Below are 16690 nucleotides of genomic sequence, written 5' to 3' on the forward strand. Positions count from 1 at the left end.
AAAGGCTCGAAGTCTTTATCAATAAGCCCATAAACATAGAAATCTAACACTATTTCTTTCCAAAACTTATTGATTCCCATCTGATAACGGCGTGTTCGGGATGGAGTACTGCCTTCCGCATAAATAATAGCCTTGGGGTATAAATTTGTAAATGATATAACAGCCCTGGCTACCGTTGCTAAAACCTTTTCTGCATCATGATTATTACTGACAATTAAATCATTGAAGATGCCATTTTCATCCAAATCTCCAAAAGCTAAATTAAAGGAAAAATTTTCCTGGTTTATGCATGTAAAGAAAACAACCTTTCTGATTTTTCCCTTTGGACCTTCACTTAAAAATTCATAGTTAAATTTATCTTCACTAACCAGATAGTCATAATGATTAATCGTCATACCGGCAATTTCATCCGGCAAAGAAACTGATTTCAATAATTTATAATCCGTTTTAAATCGGTTAATTTCAACTATTCATTAGTGTAACCCCTACACCACATTCACTTCCCGTTCCAACTCCACCCCAAATTTCTCGTGAACACTCTTCATTACGTCTTCGCTCAGGTCATAAATGTCCTGACCGCTAGCGTTGCCGTAGTTCACCAACACCAGCGCTTGCTTTTCGTGTACACCGGCGTCGCCACGGCGATAGCCCTTCCAACCACTTTGTTCTATTAACCAGCCTGCCGCCAGTTTAATTGTTCCATCAGCATTGGGATAGCCAACAATGTTAGGGTATTGTTTCTTCAATTGTCCGTAGAGCGCAGCATCAATGGATGGATTTTTGAAAAAGCTACCGGCATTGCCAATCTTCGCGGGATCGGGCAGTTTGGATGTTCGGATGTTGATCACCGCTTGTGAAACAGCCTGTATCGTTACTTCCTGCACACCCATCCGTTCCAGTTCCTGTTCAATGGCACCATAACTGGTATTGATGGCCGGCCTTTTATTCAGCCTGTAGGTAACATTCAATATAACATACTGGTTGCGGTATTTTCCCTTGAACACGCTTTCGCGGTACCCAAAAGCGCAATCGCCGGCCCTGAAAACATGCACTTTTCTATCATAGACATGAAACGCTTCCAGTTCTTCAAATACTTCTTTTATCTCCACGCCATAGGCGCCGATATTTTGCATGGGACTGGCCCCTACGCAACCGGGTATCAGGGACAGATTTTCTACCCCCGCCCAGTTTTGTTGCAGGCAAAACTGCACGAATGTATGCCAGACCTCTCCTGCCCCGGCCTTTACATACACATGATCGGCGTCTTCTTTTACGATATTCAACCCCGGAATATCATTTTTTAGCACCAACCCATTCACATGACCTTTAAAAAGAATATTACTGCCACCGCCCAAAATTAGCGGCGCGATTCCCGTATTGGGATTATTTTCTATCAATTCACTCAGTTCTTCAACCGAAGTGAAGGCGGCAAAGTACCTGGCTAATAGGTCAATACCCAGTGTGTTGTATTGCCGGAGCGGAATATTTTGTTGAATTTGCGTCATCAGCAGGGCAAAATAACAAATTATGTATCGAAAAACCGCCGTTGTACTGGGAGCTACCGGATTAATTGGTCAGCACCTGGTACAGGAACTGTTACAAAACGAATTCTTTACCAAAGTCAGGATATTAGTTCGCAGACCCCTAACACTTAATCATCCAAAGGCCGACATTCAGGTCGTAAATTTTAATGATGAAAAAGACATTGCAGCGAGGATCGATATCGGCGACGTAATATTTTGTTGCGTTGGCACCACCCGCAAAAAAGTAAAAGGTAATAAAACTGAATACCGCAAAGTAGACTACGATATTCCCATCATTACTGCCCGCCTGGGCGTTCAGCATGGCTTTAGCCAGTTCCTGATGGTATCGGCCATTGGGGCCAACCCGGTTGCCGCTAATTTTTATCTGCAATTAAAAGGGTGTATTGAAGAAGACATTACCGCCCTTCCCTTCGAAAGCATTCATATCTTCCGGCCATCCCTGCTACTGGGCAAAAGAGAAGAATTCAGGCTGGGTGAACGCATGGGTGGTGTGGTAATAAAAGCCGTCTCCTTTCTATTGATCGGCGCCTGGCGCAAATACAAGCCTATTCAGGCAGCCGATGTTGCCAAATCAATGGTGGCCGCCGCCAACAGGGAAATAGCCGGCGTACATATGTATGAATACGACGAAATGAAAGCTTTAATAGCGTAAGGATTTTCCGAAACACATTAGGCAAAAAACATATTAACATTCGAAGTATTACGATTGCGTAGGTTAAAATTCGCCATTACTTTTGGGCATAAATTAATATCTAAAGCTGTTAAGTATATACACTTACATATGCATTAGATAGTTAATCATGAATCATATACCCTTCGTAAAACATTAGAAATTATGAAAAAAACGTTCCTCCGTTTTTCGGCAACCGTTATGGTGGCCAGCCTTCTTTTTGCCTGTCAGAAAGAAATGTCGAAAAGTGCGAAAGCTGATTTAAGCACTGAGACTTCCTCCAGGTCCGCTGTTACCCTTGCTACTCCCTGCGGACAATTGCGTACCTATACCCAGGGTGGCTGGGGCGCATCGCCCGCCGGAAACAATCCCGGTACTTATTTACACGCTAACTTTCAGTCAGCATTTGGTGAGTATTTAACAGTAGGTTGTTATCCCGGCAAGTTTTATGTGAAGTTAACATCGGCCCAGGCTGTTACTGATCTGTTACCTGCTGGTGGGCCTGGCGCGGCTTTAACCGCCATTTATACTGACCCCGCTTCGCTTAAAAATGTATTGGTAGGACAACTGGTTGCCCTGAAATTATCAGTAGGCTTTGATTATGCTGATGCCAATTTTGGTCAGTCATCAGTAGCACTGGGTGATATGATCATTGGCAGCGGACCTTTCAAAGGCAATACCGTAGCTGATTTTCTTGCCATCGGTGAAGAAGTATTGGGCGGCTGTAGCAAAGATTTCACTCCACAACAAATTGTTGAAACAGCTACTTCCATCAATGAGAATTTCGACAACGGCTCTACCGACAAAGGCTTTTTAACCTGCCCAAATGACGGCGGCAATACCGGCGGCGGCGGCATTATGCCTGGCTAATAGCTAAAGTTTAGTATACGTATATAAGAAAGCCCCGGTCAGCCAATTGGTAGACCGGGGCTTTTATTTTTAATTCGTTTATTGCTTTACATCGCATCCACATCGGGGATCACAACCACACTTCTGAACTTTTTATCATTGTGCAGGATGGCTATCTGCTCCAGAACAAACCGTTTGCAACGTTGTATGAGCTCACCATCTTTTGGCAGTTTTATCAGCAATTCCATCAGGTACTGGTTGCGCACGCGGTTCACCACCGGTTCTGCCGGTCCCACCAGGTATTTTCCATAGTCGCCCTGCATGGAGAACGCCATCATTTGGGCAGCCGCCTCTACCACATCCTTCGACTTATGTTTTAACGTAAGCATGATAAGCCGTGCAAACGGCGGATAAAAGAACACCTTCCGGCCCTCAATTTCCTGGTTGTAGAACAATCCATAATCGTGTTGCTGCACATAATACAGCACGGGGTGTTGTGTATTGGAAACCTGTATATATACCTTGCCCTGTTTATCTTTTCGACCCGCCCGGCCACTCACCTGCTCCATTAGTTGAAAAGCCCGTTCGTTCACCCTGAAATCGGCAAAGCTCAGCAGGCTGTCTGCATCCAGAATGCCAACCAGGTTCACGTTTTCGAAGTCAAGTCCTTTTACAACCATTTGCGTGCCCACCAGTATGTCAAGCCGGCCCTGTTCAAATTGTTGGATCAGGCTATCGTGCGCTGTTTTACCACGCACACTGTCAATATCCATACGGGCCACGCGTCCATTGGGGAACATTTCTTCCAATTGTTCTTCAATTCGTTCCGTCCCAAAATTGCGCTGGGAAAATTTATCGCTGCCACAAGCCTGGCAGGCATGCACCGGCGGATATACGGTACCGCAATAGTGACAATGCAGTTTATGGGTGTTCTTATGAAAGGTTAAGGTAACGTCGCAATACTTGCAATGCGGTATCCAGCCGCAGGTTTGACAAACCTGGTAGGGCGAATACCCACGCCGGTTCTGGAAAAGGATCACCTGTTTGCCCTGTTCCAGCGACTGGTCGATGGCGGCTTTTAACGGGGGCGTTATGATGATCTTGTTCTTATCGGCCCCAAACATTTTTTTGGTATCGATGATGTCGATGGCCGGCAACTGCACCCCGCCAAAACGTTCGCCCAGTACAGCCAGTCCATACTTTTGCGATTGGGCATTGAAATAGCTTTCTACCGAAGGGGTGGCGCTGCCCAATAAAACATTCGCCCTGAACAAAGAGGCGTAATAAATAGCGCCATCACGGGCATGATAACGCGGCGCGGGGTCCTGCTGTTTATACGAGGTATCATGCTCTTCGTCCACTACTATTAAACCCAGATCGGTAAACGGCAGAAAGATCGATGAGCGGGCGCCAAGCACCACTTTCAACTCGCCGGTCTTTACTTTATTCCAGATCTCAACCCGTTCGTTCTGGTTGAATTTGCTATGATATATTCCAATATACCCGCCAAAATGCTTTTGCAACCGGCGGATAACCTGTGAGGTCAATGCTATTTCTGGCAACAGGTAAAGCACCTGTTTTCCCTGCCGGATGTACTGCTCGATGACCTTGACGTACACCTGTGTTTTACCGCTGGATGTAACGCCATGCAGCAGGCACACCGGTTTGCTAACCAGCTGTTCGGTAATGGCGTCAAAAGAGCGTTGTTGCGCAGGGGTTAATTCAAAATCTATTTGAATATTGCGGGGCAGGTATTGCAGGCGGTCGACCTGCCGTTTCTCCAGCCACAAAATGCCTTTATCAACCAGTCCTTTTAACTGCGTATCCGAAGCGCCGCTTTTCTTCAGCAATTCAGGTTTGGTTACTTCGCCCTGTGTTTTTACCAGGTGCAGGTAACTCAGCAACAGTTCCAACTGCTTTTCGGCCCGCTGCAGTTTTTTATCATCATTCAGCAAGGCAGACAACTCCTCCTCATTGTCGTATTTGTGGTTGAGCAAAACAAAAATTTCCTTTTTGGGCGACCAGGTTTCTTTCAGGGCTTCCCAAACCACACACACTTTTTTTTCGATGAGCCGTTTTATAACGGGATACACGCGGTTGGAATCGAGGATCTGTTGCACCTCGCCGATCTTCAATTCTTTTTTCAGCAACAGGGCTTCTCCTACCAGGTATTCATCATGATCGAGGCTGGAAAAATTATCGCCAAACTCCTCATTGAACATCAATACGGTTTCGCTGCTTAATTTAAAATGGGCAGGCAGTGCGGCCGCCATCACTTCGCCTTCGCTGCACATATAATAGCGGGCGATCCATTCCCATAATTTCAGTTGTTGGGGAAAAATAACCGGTTCGGCATCGAGGATGTTGAGAAGATCCTTTGCTTCAAACGCCTCGGGTTTTTCGTGATGTAACCGTTTAACCACGCCGGCGTATTTCTTGTTCTTGCCCAATACCACCTCCACCCGCACGCCGGGTTTTATCTGGTCGCGCAATGGCTCAGGCACCGACCAGGTGTAATTTTTGGGTAAGGCCAGTGGAATTATTACTTCTGCGTACAATACGGAGCTGCTCATTCGTGGCTCAAGATACGAAGGTTGGTTGACTAGTTGATATAGTTGACAGGTTGATAAAGGGCTCGGGGGAAAGATGGTTGTTTTGTGGATATATGCAGGTGGTAGTTGACCAGTTAACCAGTTGATCAGTTGACCAGGAGGCAGGTCGTGAAACGTGAAAGGGTTCGCGAAATTCGGGATTCACTTCCAAAATCGGAACCCGGCAAGTTCTATCTCTTCGCTACGCTCAAACTTCAGATAACCTGGAACTAAAGAACTCAATAACTAACAAACCAAAGAACCCAATAACTTACGAACCTATGAACTTAACGTTGAACCTGAAACCGGAACTATGTAATCCAACCGGCCTTATACTCTCGTAGTTTTTGTTCCATAACCTGCGCCACTTGTTGTTTTAGCGCTTCTACATCCTTTCCCGTAAGCCCGGTTACTGGTATTTCCTTTAAAAACACAGTGCGGCAGCGGCCGGGGTTTAAACTGAAAACCGATCCAAAGTGCATGCGATGCCAGGTATCTAAAAACAACAAGGGTTTTATGGGCGTTTGCGTTTCGATGGCTATGCGGAATGCACCATCGTACAATCCTTTTAACGGCTGATTGGTTTCATTGAACGTGCCTTCGGGGAATATAAAGATCGAAATACCCTTTTTGATCACCGACTTTAAAATACGCACACTATTGGCCCGGTGGGCTGCGCTGCTGCGATCGACCGTAACCACCGCATTGCGGTAAATAAAACCAAACAGGGGCACTTTCGACATTTCGGCCTTGCCCAATGCCCGCACCCGCTGGTTAAGCGCCCGTACAATCACCGGCGCATCGAGGTAAGAAATATGATTGGCAATAAAAATGTATTGTTTGTTCTTATCGTGGGGATGCTCATAAAAATTCCGGTGCCTGATGCCTGCCAGAAAGAACCACGACCTTGCCCAAAAACTGCAGAGCCGGTAAATAATATTCCCCCCTCGTACTTTGCCAAAAAACGATGCTACCACAACCGGTGGAATAACCAGCAGCATACAAAGGACAAACATGACCAGTGCATACAGGCAATAAATAAAACGAAGGATCCTCATGTGTATTGAAATAGTTGTACGGACTTAATATTAAGGAAAAACGCAACCTATAAATGCAACCTTAAGAAACGGGGGCAGCATTTAAAAAGTATTGATTCAGATCAATTTATATGCTCTTATTTCATCTACAATCGCAGCTCCATTCATTATCGAGGTCAATGACAGTGATAACCACCATGCCCCGTTTGGCGGGCGCAAAGATAATACGCACCTGCTGGCCGTCGTGGGTAGTTCCTTCCAGGGCATATTTGGGGTCGGGTCGGCCGGCGGGCTCGCTTTTGCGGTAATTGATGCGTCCTTTTTCAAGTATTTCCTCCACTTCCGACTCATCGATGTGGCGGCAATCCATACGGCAACGTGCATGTTTGGTGTAAATGAGGTGGCCGGGATGGCGGTTGATAACTTCCTCATCTGTAGTACCAGTACGAACATTATCTTCTTCTTTGGGATAATTATCCCGGGCCGGGCCTTTACCCTTTTTACCAGCGTGGGTGTATTCATTGCCGGAACCGGGATGATCGTTCCCGGAACTGGGATTATTTTGGCAAGCAGCTATTAAAAGGTAAGCCAATAAGAAGAAACCAGTTAGTACTCTTTTCATAAGAGAAGCAAGATAGTGGATAGGGTTGAGAAAGTTGACGAGTTGACCAGTTAACAAGTTGACAAGTTAACAAGGAAATCAAGTGGGATTCTGGCGTCGCGGTATTTCTGCCTTCTGCCTTCTGCCCTCTGCCTTTATTTAAATTAATTATCTTTGCGCCCGTTATGGGCTCAAAAAAAACAGTGGCATTTCATACTTTAGGGTGTAAGCTGAACTTTTCAGAAACCTCTACCCTTTCGCGTATGCTTGAAAATGAAGGGTTTGAAAAGACAGCTTTCGAAAATATTGCAGATGTGTATGTGATAAACACCTGCTCGGTGACAGATAATGCCGATAAGGAATGCCGGCAACTGGTACGGCGTATTCAACGCAAATCGCCGGAAAGCCTGGTGGTGATCACCGGCTGTTATGCCCAGCTGAAACCTGAAGAAATTGCCTCCATCCCCGGGGTGGATATGGTGTTAGGCGCTGCCGAAAAATTCAACATTGCCCACCACTTAAAAGAGCTCACGAAAGGCGATGCCGCTAAAATATGCAGTTGCGATATTGAGGAGGTGAGCGGTTTTCATTCTTCCTTTTCCATCCACGACCGCACCCGCACCTTTTTAAAAGTGCAGGACGGCTGTGATTATAACTGTTCTTTTTGCACCATACCCATGGCGCGGGGCAAAAGCCGCAGCGACTTAATTGAAGGCGTGGTGGCGAATGTAAAAAAGCTGGCCGCCAATGGCGTAAAAGAGATCGTGCTTACCGGGGTGAACCTGGGCGACTTTGGAAAAGGCCAAAACGATGCGAACAGCACCAGTCCGCATAACCGCGAAGAGAACTTTCATGAGCTGGCCATGGCGCTGGATCAACTCGAAGGCGTTGAACGGTACCGCATATCGTCTATTGAACCTAATTTACTGACAAACGCTATAATTGAACTGGTAGCCAACAGCAACACCTTTATGCCGCATTTTCATATTCCCCTGCAAAGCGGTAGCAACCGGGTGCTGGGATTAATGAGAAGACGCTACCGCCGGGAGTTGTATGCCGAACGCGTTAAACTCATAAAAACCCTGATGCCGCATGCTGCCATCGGTGTTGACGTAATTGTTGGTTTCCCGGGCGAAACAGAAGAAGATTTCCAGGAAACATTCAATTTTCTGCACGAACTGGATGTAACCTACCTCCACGTATTCACCTACTCAGAAAGGGATAACACCCACGCCCTTACGCTGGGCCCCGTTGTTCCCATACCTGTACGGCACGAACGCAATAAAAAACTGCGCAATTTGTCGTACATGAAAAGCCAGTACTTTAACCAGCAGCATGCCGGTCAAACACGCAAAGTGTTGTTTGAAGAAAATGACAAGAACGGCATGATGGAAGGTTACACCGACAACTACATTAAGGTAGTAGCTCCTTACAAACAGGAATGGGTGAATCAAATAGTTGACTGGAAGTTGTAATATGTGCGCCCTACCGCGTAATTACGACATATATAGATTAATCATTTTTTGCATAGGATAAGTATTTTCTCCTATCATTGGGGAATGATTATGCGAAAATATTTGCGCAAATGGAGTAGCTTACACCCGGTTACCAGCATCATAGTGAACGGCAAAATTATTATTGGCAATAACCCGGTAATAATATAAATTCACTAACAGGAATACATGGTTAAAAGCTCTGGGGTAGTACATACATACACTACTCAATAAAATGCTATGCTCCCAGCGTCTCATCCGTTAAATATATTGGTGATAGAAGATAATGAAACAGATTTTGTTCTTTTTTGTGAGTATTTAAAATTAAGCAGGCTTCCCACCAATAGTATATTCCGGGCCGAACGACTCGGCGAAGCCCTTTGTCTTGTACACGAACACCAACCCGATCTCATATTTCTTGACCTGAGTTTACCCGATAGTGACGGCATTAATTCTTTTGAACGGCTGAATGCAGAGGCCCGGCATATACCCATTATTGTTTTATCGGGTTTGCTTGACAAGCAGGTTGCCTTACACACCATTTCGCTGGGTGCGCAGGATTACCTGATGAAAGATGAGCTGGATGAAAAGGTGCTTACCAAAAGCATTCAGTACAGCATTGAACGTAAAAAGATCCTGCAAAAAGTAGTAGAGAACTTTGAACGGTACAACACCCTCATAAAAGCCACCAGTGATACCATTTGGGATTGGGACCTTCGCACCAACGACGTGCTTTGGAACGAAGGTATTTCTTCCATCTTTGGTTTTGCCCCCACCAATGTTCAAAATACTATTGAATGGCATCACCAGCATATTCATCCTGAAGACCGCGAACGCATTTTACAAACCATTGATGAATGCATGCGCGAAGGCCGCGACCACTGGCAGGAAGAATACCGGTATAAATCGGCCAACGGCGTTTATAAATTCGTGTACGACCGGGGCTATATTTTAAAGACCGAACACAACAAACCTTATCGCATCCTGGGCGCCATGATGGATATTACCGAGCGCAAAAAAATGCAGGAAGAACTGATGCGCAACCAGATAGAGACCCAGAAGTTGATTACGCAGGTGACCATTCAAACCCAGGAACAGGAGCGCCGGGAAATTGGCCGAGAATTGCACGATAATATTAACCAGATACTGGCCACCGCCAAACTGTGTGTTGATATGGCGTTGAATGAAGAAGACCATCGCAAGGAATTACTAAGCAAGGGTTACGATAATATTTCCAAGGCCATTAACGAAATACGTATTCTTTCAAAAACCCTGGTGCCGCCATCCCTGGGCGATATTGGCCTGAAAGAAGCCCTCCTGGAGCTGATAGAGAATATAACGATCTCCAATGAACTAAAGATCAGAATAAAAGCTACCGACCATCATATTGAAGACATGTCGAACAACAAAAAGCTCATCATGTACCGAATAGTGCAGGAGCAGCTGAACAACATTTTAAAACATTCGGGCGCCACGGAAGCTTTGATAGAATTAAAGACCATGCGCAACTGGCTTCACCTGAATATTAAAGACAATGGCGTTGGGTTTGATACCCGTAAAAAGAACCGGGGCATTGGGTTGAACAATATTATCAGCCGGGTTGAAATGCAGAATGGAAAAATGGAGATCATCAGCGCACCGGGAAAGGGATGTGTGCTGAAGATTGAAATTCCGGGGTAACCCTCACCCATTGTATCTTTCAGGAAAATACTTCTTTAATATATCCTGCAGCAGTGCAGGCGTTAGCGGTTTATTGCGGAATTCTTTTACCGCTTGTATTTTGCGGGCCTTTAATTCATCTTCAGGGTTGAAGGACGTAGTGAGCATAACCACAATGATGCTGCTTTTATGCGCTTCAGGCAGGGCTTCGTATCGTTGTAAAAACTCCCAGCCATCCATGGCGGGCATATTGATATCGAGAAAAATAATTTCAGGGGTTGGGCAATCCTGGTTTAACGGTGCAGGCTGGCCAGCGCATGACAGGTAGTCCAGCGCTTCCCGGGCGCCCGGAATGATCTTGATATTATGCGTACACGCTACCTCTTCAACCGCCAGTTTGTTTAAAAAATTGGTGGGTTCATCATCATCAATTAATAAAATGCAATTCAGTTTCATCTTCATAAAAAGATGGTATTCCCTTATATAAGGGAACCCAATAAAGATAAAATATTAACCGAATTAAAATGTAATTAATTCATCGACATATACGTTTTCACTTATGCGTTAGGTATACTAAAGCGATTTAATATTAGGAAAACTTACCAAAACAATTGCCTATTGGCTCAAATGGTTGCCTGATGTTTCAGCAATGGTGAAATAAAATGTGCTTCCTGCCCCGGGTTCTGATTGCACCCATATTTTACCACCATGTAACTCTGCAATTTTTTTGCAATGCGCCAGTCCTATACCCGACCCCTCGTATGTTGACCGGTTGTGTAAGCGTTGAAAAATAATAAAGATCCTTTCCTGGTACTGATCTTCAATGCCGATGCCGTTATCATGTACGGAGAACTGCCAGTATCCGTTGGTTTGAAACGCCTCAATGTGTATCACCGGCGTTATGTTAGGCTTTCTGAACTTGATGGAGTTGCTCACCAGGTTTTGAAAAAGGGATTTTAGTTCGGTGGGATATGCGCTGCTTAATACCGGTAAACGGCCAGCCTCGATCACCACCTCGTTCTCAGCGATCATTGTATGCAGGTCGGCCAGCACTTCTTTTAATAGCAGGTTACAATCAACCTGGCGGCTTTGGTTACCACGGCCAATGCGGCTGTAATCAAGCAGGTCTTTGATCAATGTTTTCATTCTGCCCGAAGCCTGCACCACATAATCAATGTATTGATCGGCTGTATCATCGAGGCGGCCATGGTATTTTTTGTGTAGTAACTGTACAAAGCCCGAGGTGGTTTGCAGCGGCTCCTGCAGATCGTGTGAGGCAACATAGGCAAACTGCTCCAGCTCTTTATTTTTTCTTTCCAGTTCGGCAGTGCGTTGCTGCACTTTTTTCTCCAGCGTGATGTTGGCGTCGCGGATCGTTTTTTCCAGTAGCTTTTTTTCAGAAATATCCCGGATAGCCGCAGCCATCAACAAACCTTCTTCCGTTACCAGCGGCGCCAGGCTTATCTCCACCGGGAATTGTGTTCCATCCTTCCGGGTACCCATCAATTCTTCCCGTATGGTGATCCGATTGCCAGGAGTTTGTAATTGTTTAACATCAACAAAATCAAGCGGCATCAGCATACATACTCTTTTCCCGGTCATTTCAGAATGGGTATAGCCGAACATGTTCACCGCTTGCGCATTTACCAGTTGAATGTCCCATGCTGCATTCATGATCACTATAGAATCAGGCGCCAGTTCCAGCAGGTTCCTGAACTTCTCTTCGGCCTTTTTACGTTGTTCCACTTCTGCTTCCAGGTCGGCAGAAGTACGTAAAGTAAAGGCCACCGGTAATACTTTTATGATGTAGAAAACGGTTGTCCAGCTTAAAATACCGGTAATGGCCCGCACCAGGGCATTCACCCGGTATATGGGGTACCAGAAAGTTACGGCATCAAAAAAATGGGTGGCGCCGCAGGCAAGAATAAAACCCGCAAATAAAAAATATAACCTGATAAAACGGGCGTCGTGCCTTTTTGAAATATACCGGATGATGATAAAGGGGATGGCAAAATAGGCGCTCCACACCGCGAGATCACTAATTATATATAACCACCCATGAAATTCACTCCATTTGCCACAATGCCAGCGCGGCGGCCAGTCGGAGTAATCGAATAATTTCTTAAAGAATTCGGCAACCTGTTTCATGAAAATAGATTTAGTGTTTGGTTGCTACTAACGGGAATGTAATAAGGAGGAGCCTAATCAGTGTAAAAATCAATCATATGTAAGTTAGGGTAAAAAGTTGACAAGTTAACCAGTTGACGAGTTGATCAGTAAAAAGGCGAGCACCCCAATTATTGGGAAGCTCGCCTTTGTATTTCTGGTCAACTATATAAATTCTACTCAACTTTTTTAGTGGCAGAGACCTCAGCTACCGTCCCAAACCAACCGTAAATTTTTGTTTTGCCGGTAGATTGCAGGTTGAACACATTCCCGGGCACATTGGTCAATACTTTACCAAACAACCCATCGTTGGTTAACTGGGCCTGCACCTGTTGCATAAAATCATATGAAGGTTTCGACAGGGAGCGGAACAACACTTTTACCACATCCCCTTTATCGTAAGGCTTTTCACCAGCCGTAACGCCATCGCGGAAAGGCGGAATAAAAGTAAAGCCATCGGAAATGTCATTTTCCCCACTGCCAAATGTACCATCAGCGGCTAACATCTCGCCCACATAGTAGTTCAGATTGCCATTGCGGTAAGTACGGATCCAGGTAAAATCAACTGCACCAACAGGGTCATGCGCATACAGTTTTACATAATATCCTGCTTTATCATCCCCATCTACTTCCTTGTATTGAGAAGTGAGCGAGTCAATGATAGAAGAACGCTTCAGAGAGTCAGTAGCTTCAAACTGCTCACCCTTCCAGCCAATACTTAATTTATAGGTATGGCCTACTACTCCAATTTGTGAAGCACCTGCATCATAATTGTACGCACCGTTTGCATAGGTGAACGGATATGATTTACCTGCCGTAACATCCGTTACCGTGATCTGCGCATCCCCTATTGCTTCAGGAGCGGTCTGGCTCATATATTCGGTAGCCTTTAAAAATTTAATGGTTTGCACGCCGGGCTGATCTGTGATCCAGGCATCAACATATGGGAGTCCGCTGCCATTGGGTAAATCGAGACTGATTACCCGTTCACAGGCAGTTAAGGAAGCACCTAACAGAACAACTGAGATATATTTGATTGCTTTATTTCGCATCGTATTATTATTTTTTAGAAAGAATGGACTACACTTTTTCTTTTTCACTTAGAATTTGAAATTCCAGGTTACAGATGGTATCAGCGAGCCGATGATCGACAGGCGGATAGCTTCTTTCTTTTGCGGCTCATCTTTATTTTGCTGGAAATAGATGCTGTATGCATTCTGATGTGCATACAGGTTATAAATACCAAACACCCATTCCTGTTTCATTTTTTTACCCTGGCGTCCCTGCATGGTAGCAGACACATCCAAACGGTGATAAGCAGGTAACCTGAAACCGTTGCGTTTATTGGTGCTGTTATACGGGATCGGCATACCCTGAATATCCAACTTCGAATCGGGGAAGGTAGAAGGCGTACCGGAACCAAAAGTAAAGTTGGCAGAGAATGACCATTTTTCATTCCTGTTATACATTACACAACTATTGAGCACATGCGTACGGTCGAAGCGGCTCAGGTACCATTCATTATTGCTGATGCCAGGTGTTTTGCGCCTCGATCTTGAATAAGTATAGTTTACCCAACCCTGCCATTTACCGATCTCTTTTTTAACCTCCAGTTCAACGCCATATGCTTTTCCTTTACCGGTAAGCAGATCGGCTTCAACAAACGGGTTCAGGTTCAGATCGGCATTATCGATATAATCCAGCAGATCATCCATCTTTTTGTAGAAGGTTTCCACAGAGATCTCTACCGGCCATCCGCTGGGCAGCGTTACAAACCCAACTGAATACTGATCGGTTAAAGATGGCTTTATGTTGTTGGTGCTGGGGAAGTATAAGTCAACCGGTGTTGGCGAAGCCGTATTGCTCAACAGGTGTAAATACTGGGTAGTACGGCTATACCCAACCTTGAAGAACGTGTTCTTCATTAATTCATACCGCAATGATAAACGTGGTTCAAAGAATACCCAGTCATTAACCGGCTTTTTGCTGGTTACGTTCTCCGCATTGTCGAGCGGTTTGCGCACATTGGCCGTGGTATCCCTGAAATGATATATGGTGGTGTTGCCCAGGTAAGCATAACGGTTCAACCGTACGCCGGCCTGTATTTGCCATTGGGGATTCAACTTCCAGGTATCTTCCAGGAAGGCGGCGGTTTCGGCGCCATACCGGCGATCCAGTTCAATTTGATTTTTTGCGCCATCGCTGCTTGCTACGCCTTTACCGGGGTAGAAATTATAATAAATGACATTCACCCCTGTTTTGATCGTATGCTTGTTGCTGGCAAACCAGGTAAGCGAAGGCTTTATGCCATAGGTTTGAATGTCTGAGGTCCAGTCGTACCCCTGTTGCACTTCATCATCAGATTTAAACGCCAGGCTGTAATTGTATTTAGAATAATATACGCTGGTATTTAAGAACAATTTGCGGTTAAACAGGTGGTTCCAGCGGAAAGTACCGGTGGTATTGCCCCATTTGAATTTTACTCTGTCGCCAAAACCAAACACATCCTGACCAAAATAACCACTGAGGTAAATGGTGTTCTTCTCGTTTAACTCATAATTCAATTTGGCAGTAATGTCATAGAAATACATGGTGCTGTTGCGGTCACTTTTTTTCAGGAAAGGTTTAGACAGCACGTCGATGTACGAACGGCGGGCAGCCACCACAAAAGAAGACTTGTTTTTTTGAATAGGACCTTCCACCGCCAAACGGCTGAACACATTACCAATACCACCATTTACATGATATTGCTGGTTGTTACCTTCCTTCATCCGGATATCGAGCACCGAAGAAGTTCGGCCACCGTATTCGGCGGGAAAGGCGCTTTTATACATGGTTACGTTCTTCACCGCATCAGGATTAAATACCGAGAAGAAACCTAACAGGTGCGAAGAGTTATAAACCGGCGCTTCGTCCATGATAATGAGGTTTTCATCGACATTACCACCACGAACGTTAAAGCCAGAAGAGCCTTCGCCCACGGTAGTAACACCCGGTAAAGTAAGCAGGGCTTTTACTACATCAGGCTCGCCCATAAACGCAGGGATCTTTTTTATCTGAGCGGCGCTTAACTGTTGAATACCCATACCAACGGTGTTGGTACGGCGTAATTTTTTTTCACCGGTGATCACCACTTCCTGCATATCCTTGCCACCGGCAGGCAGGGTTAGGTCAACCGTTGTATTGCCTTTCAGTTCAATTTCTTTCTGAGTTGTTTTATAGCCCGAATACGTGATGAGCATGGTATATTTACCTGCTGGCAGGGTTACGGAGTAATAACCATATGAATTGGTCATTACAGCCACACCGGCAGGTTGCATGGTAACGGTTGCATTGATCAACACTTCACCACTGCCTTCGTCTTTAACGTACCCACTTATGGTGTATTTGCCGGACTGTGCCAGGACCGTACCCATGGCAAACACCATTAATAATATTAGAACAAGAGAAAAACGCATCAACTGTCGAATCATAAATTGTGGTTTGAGCATATTTGACAACGGGGATGATGGACACCCCTATATGTTTTTAAAAAAATCTTATTTTATTATCGGAAAGAACATATGAGGCAAGAATCGTATACATCGTTGCAAAGAAAAAACAGTTTGTAGCAATCTCCACGGAAATATTACATGATAAATTCATTACTACCCAATTACCCGCCTATAAACGGGGAGACGAATAATTTCTTATCAGATTGCAAAATTCAAATAAAAAGGTGAGTTATGTGACCATTTGGCCGATAACTCACCGAGAATTTACCGATCTCGCACAGGAGAACTAACGGGTGTAAGCAAAGGTTATCATTCCATTTTGGCCACTATCTCAAAACCTCCGGGTTTTGCATCTTTAGTGACCCAGGTAACCATATCATGCCAGGAAAGAAAATTTACGAACGCCAATCTTTCTTCAAAAGCGGCGTTAAACACTATCTTATTATCTAATTGGTATAAATGAGCAAGACAATCCAGCAATTCTGTTTTACAATCGGGCAACAGGCATTCAAAGGAGAGATAAGGAACTTTTTGCGACAGCCCTTTTAATACAGTCAGCTCATATCCTTCCACATCGATCTTAATA

14 protein-coding genes are annotated in these 16690 nt (G+C 44.9%); 4 read left to right on the forward strand and 10 right to left on the reverse strand.

What is annotated here, in order from left to right; translation table 11 throughout:
* On the reverse strand, window positions 1-431 hold a 431-nt coding region (locus ACJ751_RS07455; protein WP_407744797.1), incomplete at its 3' end, for a DUF6934 family protein.
* A 54-nt stretch (window positions 432-485) separates the two neighbouring features.
* The gene (murB, locus tag ACJ751_RS07460) at window positions 486-1505 is read right to left on the reverse strand and encodes a UDP-N-acetylmuramate dehydrogenase (RefSeq protein WP_407744798.1); all 1020 of its coding nucleotides are present in this window, start codon (window positions 1503-1505) and stop codon (window positions 486-488) included.
* A 22-nt stretch (window positions 1506-1527) separates the two neighbouring features.
* Here murB and ACJ751_RS07465 point away from each other — a divergent pair, with 22 nt between their 5' ends.
* Together ACJ751_RS07465 and ACJ751_RS07470 are read left to right on the forward strand one after the other, a co-directional pair.
* Window positions 1528-2196, forward strand: coding sequence for an NAD(P)H-binding protein (locus ACJ751_RS07465; RefSeq protein WP_407744800.1), 669 nt, complete (start codon window positions 1528-1530; stop codon window positions 2194-2196).
* 183 nt (window positions 2197-2379) lie between these two features.
* Window positions 2380-3084 carry a hypothetical protein gene (locus ACJ751_RS07470; protein WP_407744801.1) on the forward strand — a complete coding sequence of 235 codons (705 nt, stop codon included), beginning with the start codon at window positions 2380-2382 and terminating at the stop codon, window positions 3082-3084.
* A gap of 86 nt (window positions 3085-3170) precedes the next feature.
* Here ACJ751_RS07470 and priA read toward each other — a convergent pair whose 3' ends face one another.
* The 3 genes from priA to ACJ751_RS07485 form a co-directional block, all read right to left on the reverse strand.
* Complete coding sequence (gene priA / locus ACJ751_RS07475) at window positions 3171-5636, reverse strand: primosomal protein N' (protein WP_407744802.1); 2466 nt, start codon at window positions 5634-5636, stop codon at window positions 3171-3173.
* Window positions 5637-5965: 329 nt separating this feature from the next.
* Complete coding sequence (locus ACJ751_RS07480; RefSeq protein ID WP_407744804.1) at window positions 5966-6712, reverse strand: lysophospholipid acyltransferase family protein; 747 nt, start codon at window positions 6710-6712, stop codon at window positions 5966-5968.
* Window positions 6713-6833: 121 nt separating this feature from the next.
* Window positions 6834-7313 (reverse strand): DUF4258 domain-containing protein, encoded by a 480-nt coding sequence (locus ACJ751_RS07485; RefSeq protein ID WP_407744805.1) that lies wholly within the window; start codon window positions 7311-7313, stop codon window positions 6834-6836.
* A 164-nt stretch (window positions 7314-7477) separates the two neighbouring features.
* Between ACJ751_RS07485 and mtaB the strand changes: the two genes are divergently transcribed.
* Both mtaB and ACJ751_RS07495 read left to right on the forward strand, forming a co-directional pair.
* Window positions 7478-8767: a tRNA (N(6)-L-threonylcarbamoyladenosine(37)-C(2))-methylthiotransferase MtaB gene (gene mtaB, locus ACJ751_RS07490; RefSeq protein ID WP_407744806.1), complete on the forward strand. Its 1290-nt coding sequence runs from the start codon at window positions 7478-7480 to the stop codon at window positions 8765-8767.
* A gap of 258 nt (window positions 8768-9025) precedes the next feature.
* Window positions 9026-10465 (forward strand): PAS domain-containing protein, encoded by a 1440-nt coding sequence (locus ACJ751_RS07495; RefSeq protein ID WP_407744807.1) that lies wholly within the window; start codon window positions 9026-9028, stop codon window positions 10463-10465.
* Window positions 10466-10468: 3 nt separating this feature from the next.
* On the opposite strand, the gene ACJ751_RS07500 is transcribed toward ACJ751_RS07495, so the two are convergent.
* From ACJ751_RS07500 to ACJ751_RS07520, 5 genes are all read right to left on the reverse strand, one after another.
* Window positions 10469-10906, reverse strand: a complete 438-nt coding sequence (locus ACJ751_RS07500) for a response regulator (protein ID WP_407744809.1) — start codon at window positions 10904-10906, stop codon at window positions 10469-10471.
* 153 nt (window positions 10907-11059) lie between these two features.
* A complete protein-coding gene (locus ACJ751_RS07505; RefSeq protein ID WP_407744810.1) occupies window positions 11060-12592 on the reverse strand; it encodes a sensor histidine kinase in 1533 nt (510 codons plus the stop codon).
* A 194-nt stretch (window positions 12593-12786) separates the two neighbouring features.
* Complete coding sequence (locus ACJ751_RS07510) at window positions 12787-13662, reverse strand: DUF4249 domain-containing protein (RefSeq protein WP_407744811.1); 876 nt, start codon at window positions 13660-13662, stop codon at window positions 12787-12789.
* Window positions 13663-13710: 48 nt separating this feature from the next.
* Window positions 13711-16083: a TonB-dependent receptor gene (locus ACJ751_RS07515; RefSeq protein WP_407744813.1), complete on the reverse strand. Its 2373-nt coding sequence runs from the start codon at window positions 16081-16083 to the stop codon at window positions 13711-13713.
* Window positions 16084-16413: 330 nt separating this feature from the next.
* Window positions 16414-16690: hypothetical protein (locus tag ACJ751_RS07520; protein WP_407744815.1), on the reverse strand; the 277-nt coding region annotated here is incomplete at its 5' end.

It is taken from the genome of Niastella sp. (assembly GCF_045805085.1).
Classification (GTDB): Bacteria; Bacteroidota; Bacteroidia; order Chitinophagales; family Chitinophagaceae; genus Niastella.

Bases quoted from the DNA above. Each gene is read 5' to 3' on its own strand.
- ACJ751_RS07500 (WP_407744809.1), bottom strand. From the start codon at position 10,906: ATGAAGATGAAACTGAATTGCATTTTATTAATTGATGATGATGAACCC.
- ACJ751_RS07480 (WP_407744804.1), bottom strand. From the start codon at position 6,712: ATGAGGATCCTTCGTTTTATTTATTGCCTGTATGCACTGGTCATGTTT.
- ACJ751_RS07505 (WP_407744810.1), bottom strand. From the start codon at position 12,592: ATGAAACAGGTTGCCGAATTCTTTAAGAAATTATTCGATTACTCCGAC.
- priA (WP_407744802.1), bottom strand. From the start codon at position 5,636: ATGAGCAGCTCCGTATTGTACGCAGAAGTAATAATTCCACTGGCCTTA.
- ACJ751_RS07465 (WP_407744800.1), top strand. From the start codon at position 1,528: ATGTATCGAAAAACCGCCGTTGTACTGGGAGCTACCGGATTAATTGGT.
- ACJ751_RS07515 (WP_407744813.1), bottom strand. From the start codon at position 16,083: ATGATTCGACAGTTGATGCGTTTTTCTCTTGTTCTAATATTATTAATG.
- ACJ751_RS07485 (WP_407744805.1), bottom strand. From the start codon at position 7,313: ATGAAAAGAGTACTAACTGGTTTCTTCTTATTGGCTTACCTTTTAATA.
- ACJ751_RS07495 (WP_407744807.1), top strand. From the start codon at position 9,026: ATGCTCCCAGCGTCTCATCCGTTAAATATATTGGTGATAGAAGATAAT.
- ACJ751_RS07470 (WP_407744801.1), top strand. From the start codon at position 2,380: ATGAAAAAAACGTTCCTCCGTTTTTCGGCAACCGTTATGGTGGCCAGC.
- mtaB (WP_407744806.1), top strand. From the start codon at position 7,478: ATGGGCTCAAAAAAAACAGTGGCATTTCATACTTTAGGGTGTAAGCTG.
- murB (WP_407744798.1), bottom strand. From the start codon at position 1,505: ATGACGCAAATTCAACAAAATATTCCGCTCCGGCAATACAACACACTG.
- ACJ751_RS07510 (WP_407744811.1), bottom strand. From the start codon at position 13,662: ATGCGAAATAAAGCAATCAAATATATCTCAGTTGTTCTGTTAGGTGCT.